Origin of the sequence: Burkholderia sola (genome assembly GCF_905400185.1) — a bacterium.
Taxonomy (GTDB): Bacteria; Pseudomonadota; Gammaproteobacteria; order Burkholderiales; family Burkholderiaceae; genus Burkholderia; species Burkholderia sola.
In genome coordinates this window covers 245,782-263,070 of the sequence record NZ_FR989676.1, presented here as the reverse complement: position 1 = coordinate 263,070, position 17,289 = coordinate 245,782, and the positions used below count along the sequence as shown (strand labels likewise).

The following is a 17,289-nucleotide window of genomic DNA, read 5'->3' as shown; positions in this document are numbered from 1 at the left end:
ATGGATCGCCTGTCGAACGGTCGCGAGATCGCGATGCAACCCAACCTGTCGGCGCGGATTCGCAAGATCGGCGTCGCGCTCGTCGCGGCGATGCTGTGCGGCGCTGTCGTCCCGCACGCGTACGCGGTTCCCAAGGCGGCGAAGAAACCGGCCGATGCAACCGCCGCGATGCCGGCCGATGCGATCGCGAGCGTGAACGGCGTGCCGATCCTGCAAGCGCAGGTCGACGAAGCCGTGCGTGCGTCGAAGGCGCCCGATACGCCGGCGCTGCGTGCGGCGCTGAAGAACCAGCTGATCGCGCGTGAGCTGTTTCGACAGGCGGCGCTCAAGCAGCACTACGACACGAAGCCGCAGGTCGTTGCCGCCGTCGAGCAGGCGAAGGCGCTCGCGATGACGCAGGCGTACCTGCGCGATCAGGTCAAGCCGGCGCCCGTCACGGATGCGGACGTCAAGGCGCGCTACGACGCGGTTGTCGCAACGCTCGGCGAGAACGAATACAAGCCGAGCGTGATCGCGGTCAACGATGCGGACACCGCGAAGCAGATCCTCTCGCGGCTCAAGAAAGGCGAGGACTTCGGCGGGCTCGCGCGGCAGTTCAGCAAGGGGCCGGCCGCGGCGCAAGGCGGCGCGCTGAACTGGATCTCGTTCAAGACGCCGATCGAAGCAGGCCACACGCAGAACTGGCCGCAACCGCTCGCCGAAGCGCTCGTGAAGCTTCCGCAGGGCGGACTGACGCGCGAGCCCGTGCAGGTCGGCGATACGTACTGGATCGTGCGTGCCGACGACAAGCGCCCGACGCAGGTGCCGCCGTTCGACCAGGCGAAAGACACGCTGCGGCAACAACTCGAGCAGGTCGCGATAGAGAAGGCGACCGCGCAGGTCGTGGCGGATCTGATCCGCAACGCGCGGATCCAGCAGTAGGCGGCAAGCAGCAAGCCGCCAGTAGCAGCGTCGGGCAGCCGCCCGGCGAACACGCAGGCGATGCCGGGCGGGGAAACCCGGCATCGCTCGGCGCCACGGTCCGCCGGCCGATGGCGTACGGCGCGGGGCCATGAAACGAAGCGAACAACAGAAGATGAACACGTCCAAGCGTAAGACCTTGCAGCAGCTTGCCGCCGCCGGTGCGGCGCGAATCGGTGCACGTGCGCGGTCGGCGGCAAGTGCGCCGCGGTTCTTCGCGGTCGAGCAGGTCGCGGGATCGTATCGCTGGTGGCAGCGTGCGACGAGCGCGCTTCTCGCGCTGGCGATGTTCATCGGACCGATCACGGTCACCGTCGAGCAGGGCCGCGATGCAGCCGGCGTGCTCGGCGCGGGCAATCGTCGAATCGACGACGACGCATGGCAGCGGCTGCTCGATCTCGCGTCGCTGCGCGTCCGATTCTCGATGCAGCTCGCGGCTGCCGCGCCCATCGTCGATCCCACGGCGCCGATCTCGTTTCAGCCTGCCATCACGCAGTCGACCGGCGCAGGCGGCGGCGTGCCGGTCGTCAATATCACCGCGCCGAACGCGGCCGGTATTTCGCTGAACCAGTATCAGCAATTCAACATCGATCCGGTCGGGCTGATTCTGAACAACAGCCTGATGTCGGGCACGTCGCTGACGGGCGGCAACGTGCAGGCCAACCCGAACCTGAACGGCCGCACGGCGAGCGTGATCGTCAACCAGGTCACGTCGACCGGCAATGCCTACGCGAGCTTGCTGAACGGTCCGCTCGAAGTATTCGGCGCACCCGCGGCCGTCGTGATCGCGAATCCGAACGGGATCACGACACGCGGCACCGGCTTCACCAACACGATCGGCGTGACGTTGTCGACCGGCGCGCCGCAGTTCCTCAGTGGCGTGGGCGGCAGCGCGACCGACTTCGCGAACGCGAAGGCGCTCGGCTACAACGTGACCGGCGGTCACCTGCAGATCGAAGGCAATGCCGGCGTCAACGGGCCCGGCGCGGGGATCGAGGGGACCGTGGGCACGATCGACCTGATCGGCGAGACGATCGGCATCAACGCGCCGCTCTATGCCGGCACGCGCATCAACGTGATCGCCGGGCGTCAGTTCGTGACGCCGGCCGCCGTCGATACCTACGGCACCACGTACGGCACCGCGTCGAACGGCTCGGACAACTCCGCCGCGGCGATCAATGCCGCGAACGGCGGCGCGAATCGTTCGCTCGCGATCGACGCGACCGCGTTCGGCGCGATGACGGCCGGGCAGATCCAGGTGGTCAGCACCGCGGCGGGGATGGGGGTGCGATCCGACGCGCAGCTCGCCGCGAACGCAGGCGACTTGCTGCTGTCGGCGAACGGCGACGTATCGGTCGCAGGCTCGGCCGCGCAGCAGCAGGCGGCGGTTCATAGCGCCGGCAACGTGTCGATGACCGGTACGCACATCGGGGTCGGCGGTTACGCGATCGACGCGAATGGCGACGTGACGTCGACCGGCTCGATCCAGTCCGGCGGCAAGCTCGCCGTGGCGGCAGGCGGCAACGTGAACGTCGCGAATGCACAGGCGCACGGCGACATGACGGTCGCGGGCGGCACGAACGTCACGCTCGGCGACGTACAGGGCGGCGGGGCATTGTCGGTTACCGCGCGCGGCGCCGACGGCACGGGCGACGTGAACCTGAACGGCACGTCGGTCGTGACCGGCGCGACGACCGTGCAGGCGGCCCGCGACGTCAACGTGAACGGGCAGACCAATAGCGACACGCTGCGCGCGACCGCGCAACGCGATGCGACGGTCAACGCGGCGCTGCAGACCTCCGGCGCGCTGGCGTTGACGGCGACGCAGGGCAACGTCGTCACGCATGCGACGGTGAAGAGCGGTGGCGATCTTGCGCTGACGGCCGGACAGGACACCGTCGTCGCGTCGCAGGCGACCGCGCAGAACGCGGTCAGCGTGCAGGCGGGGCGCGACCTGAGCGTGAGCGGGTCGCTCGCGAGCGGAACGACGTTCGCCGCCGATATCGCGCGCGACGCGTCGCTCGGCGGCTCGCTGATGGTCGGGACCGACGCGCGCGTGGACGCGGGGCACAACGTCGATACGTCCGGTGTCGTGATCGTCCAGCGCAACGGGTTACTGAGCGCACGCAACGACATCACCGGAAGCGGTTCGATCGCATTCGGCCAGAACGGCGCGTTGAATGCCGCGCATGACGTCGCGCTGACCGGCAAGCTGCTCGCCAATGGCCTGCAGGTCGGCGCGGGCAACAGCGCGAATCTCGCGACGGTCCAGGCGGGCGGCGCATTCGGTGTGACGGCAAACGGTAACGCCGGCGGCGGCGACGTCGTATTCAACGGCAACGCGGCGGCACTCGGCGCCGCCGACGTGCGCGCGTCACGCGACGTCGTCGTGAACGGCACGCTGGCCGGTGGCGCGCAGGTCGCGCTTGCCGCGCAGCGCAACGTGATCGTCGGCGGCAGTGGCACCGTGCAGGCCGTCGGCGATCTCGCGATCACGGCGGCCAGCGGCAGCGTCGCGTCGGCCGGCACGTTGAACGGCGCGGGTGCGCTGACGGTGCAGGGCGCGCAGGATGTCTCGCTGACCGGCGCGACGACCGTAACGGGCGACGTGACCGCCACGGCCGGTCGGGATCTCGTGATCGGCGGCGCGTTGGCCGGGCAGGGTGTCGCGACGCTCACGGCCGCGCGCGACATCGTCGCCGGCGGCACCAGCGGCTTCGCGCAGGACACGACGTTGAGCGCGGGGCGCGATATCGGCGTGACCGGTGCGTTCCAGGGGCGCGCCGTCTCGATGACGGCAGCCGGTTCGATCGCGCTGAACGACGTGCAGGCCAACGCGGGGCTTCGGCTTGCGACGCGCACGGGCGACGTTTCGATCGGCGGCAACGTGAACTCGCTGACGAACGGGACGATCGACGCGGCGCGCGACGTGATCGTCAATGGCACGCTGCGCACGGCAAGCGGCCTGGTCATCGGCGGCGGCCGCAATACGTCGATCGGCGGGACGGTCCAGTCGAACGGCGACGTCGCGCTGACGAATGCGGCCGGTTCGCTGACGAGCACCGGCAATATCCAGTCGGGCGGCAATCTGTCGGTGAACGCCGCGCAGTCGGTGGATCTGGGCACGCACTCGACGTCGTCGCTCGGCGACCTCACCGTTAACGCGGGACGCGACCTGACGATGAACGGCTCCGTCGTCGCGCAGGGCAACGGCACGCTGAACGCCGGCGGCGTGATCGACGGTGCGGCCGCCGTTGCGTTCGGGCTCGCGGCGAATGTCGGTTCCGGCGGCGATACGACTCTCACCGGCTCGCTGCGCGGCGGCAACGTGCGGACGACGGCCGGCGGCTCGGCCACGCTGCACGACGTGCAGGCTGCGTCGACGCTCGCGCTCGGCGCGGCGAACGACCTGAGCGTGACCGGTGCGGTGACGGGCGGCGCGGACGTAGTGCTGGCCGCCGCGCGCGATATCGGCATCAGCGGTTCGTTGCAGTCGGCCGGCAACACGTCGCTGCGGGCGACCGGCAGTATCGGATCGACCGGTGCGATCGCGAGCAATGGTGCGTTCGACGCGCAGGCAGGCAGCGACATCAATCTTGGCGGCAACACGACCGTGTCGCACGACACGACGCTCGCGGCCGGACGCGACGTCAACGTGAGCGGGTCGTTGGCCGGGCAGGGACAAGGCATCGTCAATGCGGCGCGCGACATCGTCGGCGCAGGCACGTTGACGTTCGGTCAGCAGGCGACGCTCGAAGCCGGGCGCGATGTCGCGCAGCGAGGGCTGATCCAGGGGCAGTCGGTCAGCGTGACGGCGGCCGGCAATGCGGCCGTGAACAACGTCGAGTCGACCGGCACGATCGCGCTGCGCGCGAACGGTACGAACACCGCAACGGGTGCGGGCGATCTGCGCATCGACGGTTCGGTCGCCGCCGCGGGCGCGATCACGGCATTCGCGCAGAACGACGTTGCGATCGGCGGCAAGGTTGCGAGCGGTTCGACGGTCGGCGTGACCGCTCAGCGGGACATCGCCGTGAGCGGCGCGATCGAGTCGGTCGGCGATACGGCGCTGGCCGCGCGGCAAGGCAGCCTCAACGCGACCGGCGGCATCAACAGCGGCGGCAAGCTCGCCATCGCGACCGGCCTCGACCTGTCGCTCGGCGCGAGCACCAGCGCGATCGGCGACGCGACGCTGACGGCCGGCCGCGATGCCACGCTGAACGGCACGATGGTCGGACAGGCGAACGGCACGGTGACGGCCGCGCGCGACATCAACGGCGGCGGCAAGCAGGCGTTTGCCGCGACCGCGAACTATGCGGCGCAGCATGACGTCGCGCTGACCGGCGGCATGCAGGCGGCCGCGATCGCGGTGACGGGCGGGAACAACGCGACGTTGCACGATGCGTCGTCGTCGACCACGTTGACGCTGACGGCGAACGGCAACGCCGGCGAAGGCGATGCGGGCATCACGGGTGCGGCGTCCGCACAGGGGGCGGCGAACGTGACGGGGGCGCGGGATGTGTCGATCGGCGGCACACTCGGCAGCGGCGATGCGCTCGCATTGACCGCGCAACGTAACGTGACGGTCAACGGCGGCGTGGAGTCGAACGGCGATCTGAAGGCAACCGCCACGAACGGTAGCGTCATGCTCACGGGGGCGACCACGACCGCGGGTGCGTTCAGCAGCCTGTCCGGGCTCGATACGCAACTCGGCGGCCAGATTGCGGTGGCGAAGTCGACGAACGTGCAGGCCGGCCGCGATATCGCGTTGACGGGGACACTGGCGGGTCAACGCGACGGCACGCTGAGCGCGGGCCGCGACATCAACGGTGCGGGCTCCGCGGCATTCGCCCAGGCGGCGACGCTCGATGCCGCGCACGACGTCGCGCTGACGGGTGCGCTGCAAGCTGCGGCCGTCAACGTGACGGGCGGCAACAATGCGGGGCTCGGCACGGTTCAGGCCGTCAACGGCAATCTCGACGTCACGGCGAAGGGCGGTGCCGGCGGCGGCGATGTGACGCTCGGCGGAGCGGCCACCGCATTCGGCGCGATGCAACTGCAAGCCGCACGAGACGTTTCCGTTGCGGGCGCAATCAATACCGGCGGCACGACGACGATCAATGCGGCGCGCAGTGTCGCGCTGTCGGCGGTCAATTCGGCGGGCGATCTCGCCGTAACCGCTTCGGGCGGCAACGCAAGTGCGACGAGCCTGACGACGCAGGGCAACCTGAACGTCGGCGCCGCACAGGACATCGCTGTGACGGGGCAGAGTGTCGCGGGCGGCAATGCTTCGCTGAACGCGGGCCGCGACATGACGCTCGCAGGCGTCGGCGCACAGCAAAACGGCACGTTGACGGCGGGTGGCTCGGTGACGGCCGACGCGATCGCGTTCGCGCACCAGGCGAGCGTCACCGCGGGCGGCAATATCGCGGTGACAGGCAACGTCGCGACCAACGGCGATCTCGCGATGACCGCCGGCAACGATTTGTCGGCCGGCTCGGTGCAGGCGGGCGGCGCGATCGGATTGCGGGCGCAGGGCCACAACGGCGCCGGCGACGTGATGGTGAACGGCGCGGTGACGTCGGGCAACGCGACGACGATCGCGGCCGCGCGCGATGCGGGTATCGGTGCGGCGTCCAGCGGCGGTGCGCTGAACGTGACGGCCGGACGCAGCCTCGGTGTCGCGGGCGCGATCAATGCGACCGGCGACGCGACGCTGACTGCGACGGCGGGCAATCTCGGCGTCGGCGGCGCGGTCGTGTCGACCGGGAGTTTGCGGGCCAATGCTGGCGGCGGACTCGCGCTGCTTTCCGGCGGGCTCGTGAACGGCGATACGACGTTGACGTCGGGTGGTGCGATGACGCTCGGCGGCGCGCTGTTCGGTCTCGGGGCCGCCAGTATCAACGCGGGCGGTGCGCTCGGCGGCGGCGCGGCACTGACGTACGGCAAGGACATCGCCGTCAATGCCGGAAACAGCATCACGCTCGGCGCGATTCAGGGTGCCGGCAAGCTGACGGCGGTGTCCGGCGGCGACATGTCGCTCGGTGCGACCACCGCGGTCGGCGACGTGTCGGCGAAGTCGACAGCCGGCAGCGTGTCGTTCGGTGGCTTGTTGCAGTCGGGCGGCAATGTCGCGGTTCAGGCCGCGCACAACGTGTCGCTCACGGGCGGTGTGGGTTCGATGGGGACGGTCGACGTCAATGGCATCGGCGGCAACGTGTCGGTCGCGGGCGTGTCGGCCAACAGCGACGCGACGGTGCATGCCGGGCAAACCGTCGCGTTGACCGGCAACAGCATCGTGGCCGGGCAACTGGGTGTGTCGGGCGGCAACGTCACGCTGAGCGGTTCGGCCGTCGGGTCGAAGAACGTGACCGTTTCCGCGCAGGGAACGGTCGATGCCGGCAATGCATCGCTCGTCGCGTCGCAGAACCTGCAGGTGAACGGCTCGAACGTGACGCTCGGCAATGCAACGGTCGGCGGCGCGCTTACCGCGCAGGCGTCGAACCAGCTCACGCTGGCGGGCGGCAAGGCGGTGAACGTCGTCGGCAACGCGACGCTGGCTTCGCAGAACGGGCTGTATAACGCCGCGAACGTGCTGGCCGGATCGCTCAACGTGTCGGCGCCGAACCTGACGAATGCGGCTGGCGCGTCGCTCGCGTCGATCGGCACGACGACGATCAATGCATCGAGCTTCGCGAACGCTGGGCTGGTGAACGGGACGACGACCAACGTCACCGTCGGGGGCGCGCTGACGAACGTGGGCGGCTCGCTGATGGCGGTGAACGCGCTCAACGTCAATACCGGGACGCTGAACAACCAGAACGGGATCGTTTTTGCCGGCAATCCGCAGGCCGCGACCGGTGCCACCGGCGACGTATCGCTGACGATCAATGGCGGCAACGGCGCGTTCTACAACGCGAGCGGACAGTTGCTCGCGCAACGGAACATGGGGATCAGTGCGGTCAACATGGCGTTCGATCCGTCGCAGGGGACGATCAGCCAGGGCGGCAATCTGTCGATCACGGCCGGGTACGTGAATGTCGGCGGCACGTGGAATTACGGCGGGCAGAGCGTTTCGCTGACGGGGCTGAACGGGATCACGAACAACGGCACGATCACCGGGACGTCGCCGTTGACGCTGACGGCAGGCGGCAGCTTCGAGAATCACGGGCAGGTCACCGGGGCGGATGTGACGTTCAACGGCACGCTGAATAATGCGGCCGGGGCGGTGATGCATGCGGATAACGCGTTGACGCTGAACGGAGATACGACGAACCGCGGGACGGTCGAGGCGGGCAGTGTGCTGACCGTGAACGGCGGGAATTATGACAACCAGGGTGCGACGACGCAGTCGAAGGGGGACGCGAATTTCAATCTCGGCGGTTCGCTGCTCAATACGGGCGGCTCGATATTCGCCGGCCGGAACATTGGCATCTCCGCGGCGCAGGTGATCAACGATCAGACTGCGCCGCAGGGGGCCGTCACGACGACCACGCAGGTCAGCGACCCGGCGCTCCTGATGTCAGGGGCGGTGGGCTGGGTGACGGCCGGCTACGAAAAGACCTCTGGCCATGAGCACACGGTATCCGCAGCTTACGAGACGTCGCCCGCGACGCTGGGTGGCCTGCTGGCGCCGACTGGCTCGACCACGAACAGCGGGTTGTTGTCGGCGTCCAACCCGGTCGCGACATCCGGCACGGTGACGTTCAATCAGTACAGCGTCCTGACCGGTATCAACGACCACGGCGTTTCGCAGTATTCGAACTACTGGTTCGTCGGAACGGGGCCCGAGGCCGGCGCACTCAAATCCGCGACGTTCACATTGCCGACGGTCTATCAGACGGCGACGAACCAGCAAGCCGGAACATCGGGTGTGATTTCCGCCGGCGGCTCAATCTCGCTGACAGCCGGCACCTTGTCGAATAAAGGCGGGCAGATCGCGGCGCAAGGCAACATCGCGCTCAACGTCCAGTCGCTGAGCAACGGCGCGGTTGCGCCGACCATGACGGTCAACAGCTCCACCTATGTCGATCAGGCCCAGTACGCGAATTTTCTGGCGCAGCTGGCGGCGCTCGGAACGATCGGGGTCCAGGGCACGGGCAACCCGACCGGCGCGTTCAATTGCGACGGGGGCAACTATTGCCAGGTGGGTCCGTCTTATCTGCCGACCGCGTTCCAGATCAACAAGGGCGCGGCTGCGCCTGCCACTACCGGCACGGTGACCTTCACGACGCCGACCGGCATGATCGCGGCGGGCAGCAACCTGACGGTCGGCGGCGGCGATCTGACCAACGAGGGTCTGCTGTATGCCGGCAACAACGTCGCCATTGCGTCCGGCACGCTCACCAACCAGGGCGGCAACCAACAGAACTACGCGAGCCAGGTCGGCTGCGCATCCGGCGTGCCGAACTCCGCCTGCGGCAACGCAGGCCAACCGCGCGGCAACAATCCGACCACGACGACGTTCGGCTACAGCCAGAACGACGCGACGATCTATGCGGGCCACGATCTCGTGATCGCGGCCGGCCAGATCAACAATACGTACGGCAACCTGCTCGCGGGCCACGACATCGTCATCGGCGGTGTCGGCACGACCGCGGGATCGACCACGCCGGCACAGAGCCTGAACAACACGTCCGGCAACATCGTCGCGGGCAACGACATCAAGCTCAACGTATCGGGCGCGATCACCAACAATCTGCCGCCACCCGTGCCGGTACACGAGAACTACGGCAAGCACGAGCAATATTCGGGCTGCATGACAGCCGGCGGCTACAAGGAAAGCTACTGCGAGGGCTATGTCGACCAGCAGTCGGGCAGCTCGTCGGTGATCAGCGCGGGCAACAACCTGCAGATCAACGCGGGCAGCCTGACGAACATCGGCAGCCTGATCGCGGCCGGCAACAACGCGACGATCGCCGTCGCAGGCCCCGTCGTGAACGAGGCGCAGGTGCTGAATGCCTACTGGCACTCGCATTGGGTGCAGGAAACCGGCATGTTCAGCAGCGACAAGCGTCACGACATCTGGGCGTGCGGCACGCCGGAGCAGTGCAAGGCGCTGTACGGGAGCGCATACACGAGCACGGGCGGTACCATCGATCCGCCGACGCCGGTCGGCAACATCGCGGCGACGATCCAGGCGCCGAACCTGTCGATCTCGTCGAGCGGACAGATCCAGAACGTCGGCAACGTGATCGGCACGTATGTGTCGTTGACGGGCCAGAAGCTCATCAACGGCATCACGACCGCGAACACCTACACGCCGCGTGTCAATGCGCCGTCGCAGGTCATTTCGCTGAGCCCGGTGGACTTGCCGGGGCTGAACCTGTCGGTGCCTCGTGCCGTCGGTACCGGCAAGCTGCCGACACCGGTCGCGGGCGCTGCGTCGTACGTCGACGCGTCGCTCGGCGGTTCCGTGCTCGGCTCGCTCGGGCCGCAGGACTTGCTGAACAATCTGCCGTCGGCGCTGCAGCCGTCGTCGACGCTGTTCTATTACAACCCGCAGGAAGAGGACCTGCTGTTGCAGCAGGCGGCGCTGAAGCAGACCGGCAAGTCGAGCTTCGTCGACGGGCTGACGTACGACAACGAGAAAAACCTGTCGGTGACGGCGCAGGAAAAGATGTACCTGTACCAGAACGCGATCGATTACTCGAAGGCGCATGACCTGCAACTGGGCGCCGCGCTGACGCAGGAGCAGATCAACACGCTCGACAAGCCGATGCTGTGGTACGTCGAGCAGACGGTGCCGGACCCGACGTGTCATGCGACGGGAGCGGCGACGTGCCCGACGATTACCGCGCTGATGCCGCAGGTGTATCTGCCGCAGGACACGCAGGCGCTGTCGGCGGGCGGCAACATCTCCGGTCAGGATGTCACGCTCAAGTTCAATCAGGACGGTAACGGCAGCATTCTCAATACGGGGAGCATCACCGCGTCGGGGACGCTGAGCGTCGACACGCACACGCTGACGAACCAGGCGAATCAGGTTGATGTCGGCGAGATCTGGCAGAAGGTCGATGGTGGGTATCTGAAGACGACCGGGACGGTGGTGCAGCCCGGTGGGTTCATGAGTGCGGCGAACATGGACCTGAACGTGCAGACGCTCAACCAGATTGGTGGAGCGCTGCAGAAGTTGAATGCAGACGGCACGGTCGATCAGGCAGGTACGCAGCAGGCACTCGCAAACCTGCAGCAGCAACTCGGCGTGAACTTTACGCAGACGTCAGTCAGTGATCACCTGCATTCGGACTTCGTGCAGGAGGGCGGCGGGCTGCCGACGTTTGCCATCGCGGCCATCGCGATTGCAGCGTCGATCATGACGGCGGGCGCCGCCGCCGCCGCCGCGGGCGTCGTGATGACGCAGCTGTCGGTCGGTTCGGTAATGATCGGCGCACTTGGCGGCATGGTTGGAAGCATTACCAGTCAAGCGTTTTCGGGGGATGGGCTGAACTTCGGGCGGATCCTCCAGGCGGGAGCGCTCGGCGCATTGACGGCCGGCGTCATGGCTGGGACGGGTCTTGCTAATCTTCAGGGTTTGCAGGATCTCGGTCGAACAATCGGAACCGGTGGAGCGGTTTCGATGGGGCAACTCGGCCAGGTGTTGGAGAAGATTGTTGAGCGCGGCGTCGTGTCGGCCGCAATCAATACGGCAGTATCCGGAGGCAGCTTCGGCAGTGCGCTTACGAACAGCATGATCAGCGATCTCGGTATGGTCGGCGCAGGTGCGATCGGTGTTGCTTCCACAGACAACACGTCAATGCTCGCAGCCGGGAGTCCTGGATACGTATTGGCCCATGCCGGATTGGGATGCGCATTGTCGGCGGCGAAGGGAACGGGGTGTGCAAGCGGGGCGATTGGCGGGGCCGTGTCGGCGATGACGGCGAATAGCATCGCCACGGCCGCGACGGGCGGACAGGGCGTCACCGATCAGGGACAGCTTGCGGCGATCGTGACGGCGACCTCGTTGCTCGGAGGCGCAGCGGCGGGCTTGCTGGGACAGAACGCGTTGGCCGCGATGACGGCGGCGCAGAACGAGACGCTGAACAATACATGTGCGGATGGCCATCACTGCGGTGAAGATCGGCAAAAACTGAACGAGCACACGTACACGCATCAGATTCTGCCGCAAGGTGGCGGGCCGATTGATGAAGAACAGGCCGGTGAAACTATTGTGGCGGGGAAGGGAACGCCGCCTGCGGGAATGCCCAGCAACACGGGCGGTGTAAACTTGGCGTCGCCTGATCGTACAAACCATATATTGAACGGCGATGCCACTGGCGGTGGGCACCTCTGGCCCGGCGCTCCCGGCAAGTCGGCATTTCCGCAGAGTTGGTCACCTACGCAAATCATGAATGACGTGTCTGACATTGCGACTGACCCGGCTATTGCGGAGACGGTTCAATCTAATGGGCGGATAGTAAAGAACGGCACGCGCGATGGCATCGATATTCGCGTCGTGATTGAACCTGTAAGCAAGGGGGGCGGCATAGTAACCGCATACCCGACTAACGTTCCGAGGAACCCGAAATGACTGTGGAGCGACCGAACTTTAACGAGATTGAGAGTTTGCTACGGAGGGCACTCGATCTAGTCGCGTCGAAAATACCGGACAGGGACAGGGGTGATGTGTCCGAGTATCTGGACCACGGCGAGTACGGAGTCGCGTACGAGCTGTTGGAATTTGTGCTCGATAAGCAGCAGGTAGCACATCCGGACTTTCTGTCAGAAGCGGCGAGAAAAATGGGGATGGCTTTGCCGACGAAGCCGAGTAAATGAAAATCCACAGTGTTGAGACGAACCCGGCCACGTGCCGGGTTTGTGCTTTATGGCGTGGCGAGCGTAAAGGCGCGGCCGCTAGAAGATCCCCCTCGCTACTTCGCGGCGCACGTCCTCGTCGAAGTGCATTTGCCGAATTCCGTCGATCGCACGCCGGAGTCGCGCATCGGCAATGATGCGATGTTGGTCGTGCTGCCGGTTGGCTGGCGCGGCTGTGGAATTGCTCAATTGGTCAATTGCTCGTTATGGATCGTCATCGAAATCTCCCCTTGAAATGGCACAGACATGACGCACGTACCAAAACCCGTGCCGCTCGGGCTGCAAGCCTTGCTGGTATTGGGTTTGAGGCGGTGCACGAAAAAGTGTAACGAGCGATGCCGGAAACTGTCGACCGGCCGGAAAGCCAAGCGGGGCAAGGCTTTCCGGTGCGGTGCAAAGTGCACCACGACATGTTCGGCGCGGAAGCGGTGCCGGGTTCGGCGCGCTGGTTCGTCCGTCGTCATGCTCGCGCACAATTCGGCCCCAATGGGGCGAGTGGGGGCGCGACGAGCGCGGTGCTGTCGCCGGCAGTGATTGACGCCATTGATCCGAGCGGAGCGCCATTGAATCAAGGGCAGATCGCTGCAATCATCGCACTGGCGACACTCGCTGGTGGCGGTCTTGCCCGTCTTGCTGGACGAAATGCGATGGCCGGGACGACGGCTGCACAGAGCGAGGCGCGGAACAACGCGATGCAGCATGTTGGGCCGAAAAATGACATGCTGTTGAAAGTGAAGCATTTTCTCGATCGACAGATTGAATTAAAGCGTGGGTTTGGGGCCTGTCAGGAATTTCGTGTTTAAGGCATAACATGCTCTCAAGGAGAGTGTATGCCTCGCAAATCGAAAGCCCAGCCGGTGGATCTGCCGGCGATTCCGGTCGAACTGCTTGAGCAGTTTGGCAACGGTCCGATGACCGCCGAAGCCATCAATGCCGCGACGCTGGCGCTCAAGAAGGCGCTGATCGAGCGAGCGCTGAGCGGTGAGATGAGTCATCATCTCGGCTACCCTGCCGGTGCGGCCAAGCCGGCCAACGCCACAAATCAGCGCAACGGCCGAGGTGCCAAGACTGTCCTGACCGAAGACGGCCCGATTCGCATCGAGGTGCCTCGCGACCGCGACGGCAGCTTCGAACCCATCCTGATACCCAAGCACGAACGGCGCTTCACCGGCTTCGACGACAAGATCGTTGCCATGTATGCCCGGGGCATGACCGTGCGCGAGATTCAGGGCTTCCTGCTGGAGCAATACGGCACGGAGGTCTCGCCCGACTTCATCAGTTCCGTGACCGACGAGGTCATGGCCGAAGTGACTGCCTGGCAGGGCCGACCGCTTGAGCCGATGTATCCGGTCGTGTTCTTCGACGCCCTTCGGGTCAAGATTCGCGAAGACGCCGTCGTGCGCAACAAGGCGGTGTACCTGGCGCTGGGCGTGCTGCCCGACGGCACCCGTGACATTCTGGGCCTCTGGATCGAGAACACCGAGGGGGCCAAGTTCTGGATGAAGGTGTTCAATGACCTGAAGACGCGCGGCGTTCACGACATCGTGATCGCTGTCACCGATGGTCTCAAGGGTATGCCCGAGGCCTTGGCGGTGGTGTTTCCGGCGACCACACTGCAAACTTGTATCGTCCATCTGATCCGCAACAGCCTCGATTACGCCAGTTGGAAAGACCGCCGAGGGTTGGCCGCCGCGATCAAACCGATCTACGCCGCGCCCAGCGCGGAAGCGGCCCAGGCCGAACTCGATGCGTTTGCCGATGGTCCGTGGGGTCAGAAATTCCCAACCGTCAGTAGCGCGTGGCGCAACGCCTGGGATCGCGTGATCCCGTTCTTTGCCTTTCCGCCGGGCGTGCGCAAGATCATCTACACGACAAACGCGATTGAAAATATCAACTCGCAGTTGCGCAAGATCATCAAGACCCGCGGGCACTTCCCGACCGACGAGGCAGCCACCAAACTCATCTGGCTGGCCCTGCGCAACATCACGGCGAATTGGGGTAGTGCAGCTCATGACTGGAAGACCGCCATGAACCAATTCGCTATCCTTTACGCAGATCGATTCGTCCGGCCTTCCGTGTAATTACTCAACCCGCCTTGAACACGGAAATCCTGACACCCCCGCCGAGCGAGAGGGCTTACGGAGCGCCGGAACAAAGCCCCTAGAAAATCCCCTCGACAAAGCCCCCTAAAGAAATCCCCCCCACCGCCGTTACCTTCTTCGGTAGCTCAAAAAAAGCATTACCAGCGCCATACAACCAAACCACACGACCAGATAACGAGGGGGCGCCCGGCCGTCGAAGCCGTGCGCAGTATCAGAAGATGGGATGCACCGATTCGATGGGGCGCGCAGGCACCGGGGGCTGCGCGCGCTGCGCTTTTTGCCTTGCCGCAGCATGCCTACTGCTGCACGGGGTTCTCACCACTGCGTGCGCGTTCCCGCACGACCACACCTCCACGCTCGTACCCGCCGTGCCGACTATCCGGCAACCGACGCCCCTCTCATCGCGCTTCCCCAACACATCACACCAAGCATCCAACATCGCTCGAGGAGGCCCCCACAAAACACCAGAAAACTAACGCGATTCGAATCTAGACCACTAAAAAAAACGCATCAAAAAAATCGAGGATTGAATTGAACAAGCATTCCCTTTGTCTGCTGGCGGCAGCCGCAATCTCGGTATTCGTCGTCGCCGGTTGCGGCGGCGGCGACGGCTCGTCGAACGCAAGCAGCGGCACGCCCGCCAACACCGGCGGCGCCAATAACGCAGCCAGCGCACCGGCCGTCGCGTCCACACCGCTCGCGGCAGCCCCCGCAAGCGCCCCCGTCGCATCGTCGCAGCCGGTGACGGTCGGCGAGGCACTGCCCAGCCTGACGACCCCGCAAACCGGTTCGACGGCCGCAACGGCAACCGGCCCGGTCGGGATCTGGTCGGCGTCCGGCAACCTCGGCTACTCGACGATCGCCTTGGTCGACCCGCACAACAACCTGAGCACGCTCAACCTGCTCGGATCGTTCGTGATGTCCGACGATTTCTCGACCCTGACCGTCAACGGTTCGACGTGGTCGCTCGCACCGGGTATCAACTTCGCGGGAACGAGCGGCATCGTCACGAAGATCGATTCGGGCTCGGGCGCATACAGCCCGAAGCAGACGTTGTCCGGCACGATCACCCGCAACGGTACGGCGTCGAATTTCACGTGGACCTACAACGCCGCGAACGCACTTGCGGTCACGCAGGACAGCGTGGTGGGCACCTGGGCGACGACCAACGCGTCGTTCGCGATTGCATCGGGCGGTACGCTGACCGGCACGCTGAGCGGTTGCAACCTGAGCGGCACGCTGCTGCTTTCCACGCCCGGCTCGAGCCAGAACATGTACGACATGACGGTGACGGCCTCCGCATCGACGGGCTGCAAGCTGCCGGCCGGCGTTCCGCTGTCGGGCAGCGCCGCGATCATGTTCGTGCCGATCACGGGAACCAACGGCTTCAAGCGCTCGATCCTCTACGTGCTGCGCGCGGCTGATTACAGCTTCATCGCATACGGTCAGGTGATCAAACAATAAACGCATGGTCGCACCGCACACGGCGCGTCGGCGCGCCGCGTGCGACGGCCCGATCAATACGTTCCGTCAACAACGAAAGCCATGCATCCAATGAAGAACTCATCCAAAGCCGCCCTGTTCGGTTGCGGCCTGCTCGTGACGCTGCTGTCCGGCTGCGCCACGGTGCCGAATACCGACATGAAACCCGAAGCGCGTCAGAACCTGCATTCGATCGCGATGCTCGACGTCATCGAGCCGAAGCGTGTCGCGGTCGTCAATTTCGGCGGCGCGGCGGGCGGGTTCGGGCTGATCGGCGCGCTCGCGCAAGGCGCCGTCAACGCAAGCCATACGAGCACCTATACGGATCACGTCGCGGCCGGCAAGATCGTGTTCGCGCCGGACATTGCAGAAGGCGTGGCGGGCCGCCTCACCGGCAACGGCTATCAGGTCGTGAAGCTGGACGGCCAGAAAGTGAAGCTCGCCGATGACGGCAAGTCGGACGACTACTCGGCGATCCAGACCGACGCGGACGCGATCATGAACGTGTGGTTCACGTCGTTCGGTTATATCTCGCCGCCCAACCAGCTCGACTACGTCCCGTGGGTCGTCATCCGCGCGCGCATTCTCGACGCGAAGACGAAGCAGGACCTCTATTACAAGACGTTCGCGTGCGGCTACGACATCAAGGCGAACAGCGTCCACGTCGACAGCGATTTTGCCTACAAGTACGGCAGCTTCAGCGATCTCGAGAAGAATTTCGACAAGTCGGTGGAAGGGATCAAGTCGTGCGAGAAGTTGGTCGCGGACCTGATCGGTCGGGATCTGGCACGTACGCCTGCGCCGGCCACTGCTGCTGCTTCGACGGCATTGACGACGACCGCGGCCACCGCGACGGCCACGGCATCGAAATAACGTTGACGCGCCTGCAGGACCGTCGCGATACGCGTGGCGAATCCGGCAGTGCTTGAAG

Annotated in this window: 7 protein-coding genes; all 7 read left to right on the top strand. The window is 65.7% G+C overall.

What is annotated here, in order from left to right; all coding sequences use genetic code 11:
* The 7 genes from KR541_RS17615 (at position 1) to KR541_RS17585 (ending at position 17,231) form a co-directional block, all read left to right on the top strand.
* Entirely contained in the window at positions 1 to 921 is a 921-nt protein-coding gene (locus KR541_RS17615) for a peptidyl-prolyl cis-trans isomerase (protein ID WP_089489712.1), read from the top strand.
* Between the two features lie 154 nt (positions 922 to 1,075).
* Positions 1,076 to 12,490: a two-partner secretion domain-containing protein gene (locus KR541_RS17610; protein ID WP_252996699.1), complete on the top strand. Its 11,415-nt coding sequence runs from the start codon at positions 1,076 to 1,078 to the stop codon at positions 12,488 to 12,490.
* Positions 12,491 to 12,744: 254 nt separating this feature from the next.
* Positions 12,745 to 13,008: a hypothetical protein gene (locus KR541_RS17605; RefSeq protein ID WP_124595223.1), complete on the top strand. Its 264-nt coding sequence runs from the start codon at positions 12,745 to 12,747 to the stop codon at positions 13,006 to 13,008.
* 101 nt (positions 13,009 to 13,109) lie between these two features.
* The gene (locus KR541_RS17600; protein WP_235356339.1) at positions 13,110 to 13,577 is read left to right on the top strand and encodes a VENN motif pre-toxin domain-containing protein; all 468 of its coding nucleotides are present in this window, start codon (positions 13,110 to 13,112) and stop codon (positions 13,575 to 13,577) included.
* Positions 13,578 to 13,604: 27 nt separating this feature from the next.
* Complete coding sequence (locus KR541_RS17595) at positions 13,605 to 14,855, top strand: IS256 family transposase (RefSeq protein ID WP_204384099.1); 1,251 nt, start codon at positions 13,605 to 13,607, stop codon at positions 14,853 to 14,855.
* 552 nt (positions 14,856 to 15,407) lie between these two features.
* A complete protein-coding gene (locus tag KR541_RS17590) occupies positions 15,408 to 16,340 on the top strand; it encodes a hypothetical protein (RefSeq protein ID WP_235356324.1) in 933 nt (310 codons plus the stop codon).
* A gap of 90 nt (positions 16,341 to 16,430) precedes the next feature.
* A complete protein-coding gene (locus KR541_RS17585) occupies positions 16,431 to 17,231 on the top strand; it encodes a hypothetical protein (protein ID WP_216089684.1) in 801 nt (266 codons plus the stop codon).
* The last annotated feature ends 58 nt before the right edge of the window (positions 17,232 to 17,289 follow it).

Coding starts and splice junctions, on each gene's coding strand:
- KR541_RS17585 (WP_216089684.1), top strand. CDS start 16,431: ATGAAGAACTCATCCAAAGCCGCCCTGTTCGGTTGCGGCCTGCTCGTG.
- KR541_RS17610 (WP_252996699.1), top strand. CDS start 1,076: ATGAACACGTCCAAGCGTAAGACCTTGCAGCAGCTTGCCGCCGCCGGT.
- KR541_RS17600 (WP_235356339.1), top strand. CDS start 13,110: ATGCCGGAAACTGTCGACCGGCCGGAAAGCCAAGCGGGGCAAGGCTTT.
- KR541_RS17595 (WP_204384099.1), top strand. CDS start 13,605: ATGCCTCGCAAATCGAAAGCCCAGCCGGTGGATCTGCCGGCGATTCCG.
- KR541_RS17615 (WP_089489712.1), top strand. CDS start 1: ATGGATCGCCTGTCGAACGGTCGCGAGATCGCGATGCAACCCAACCTG.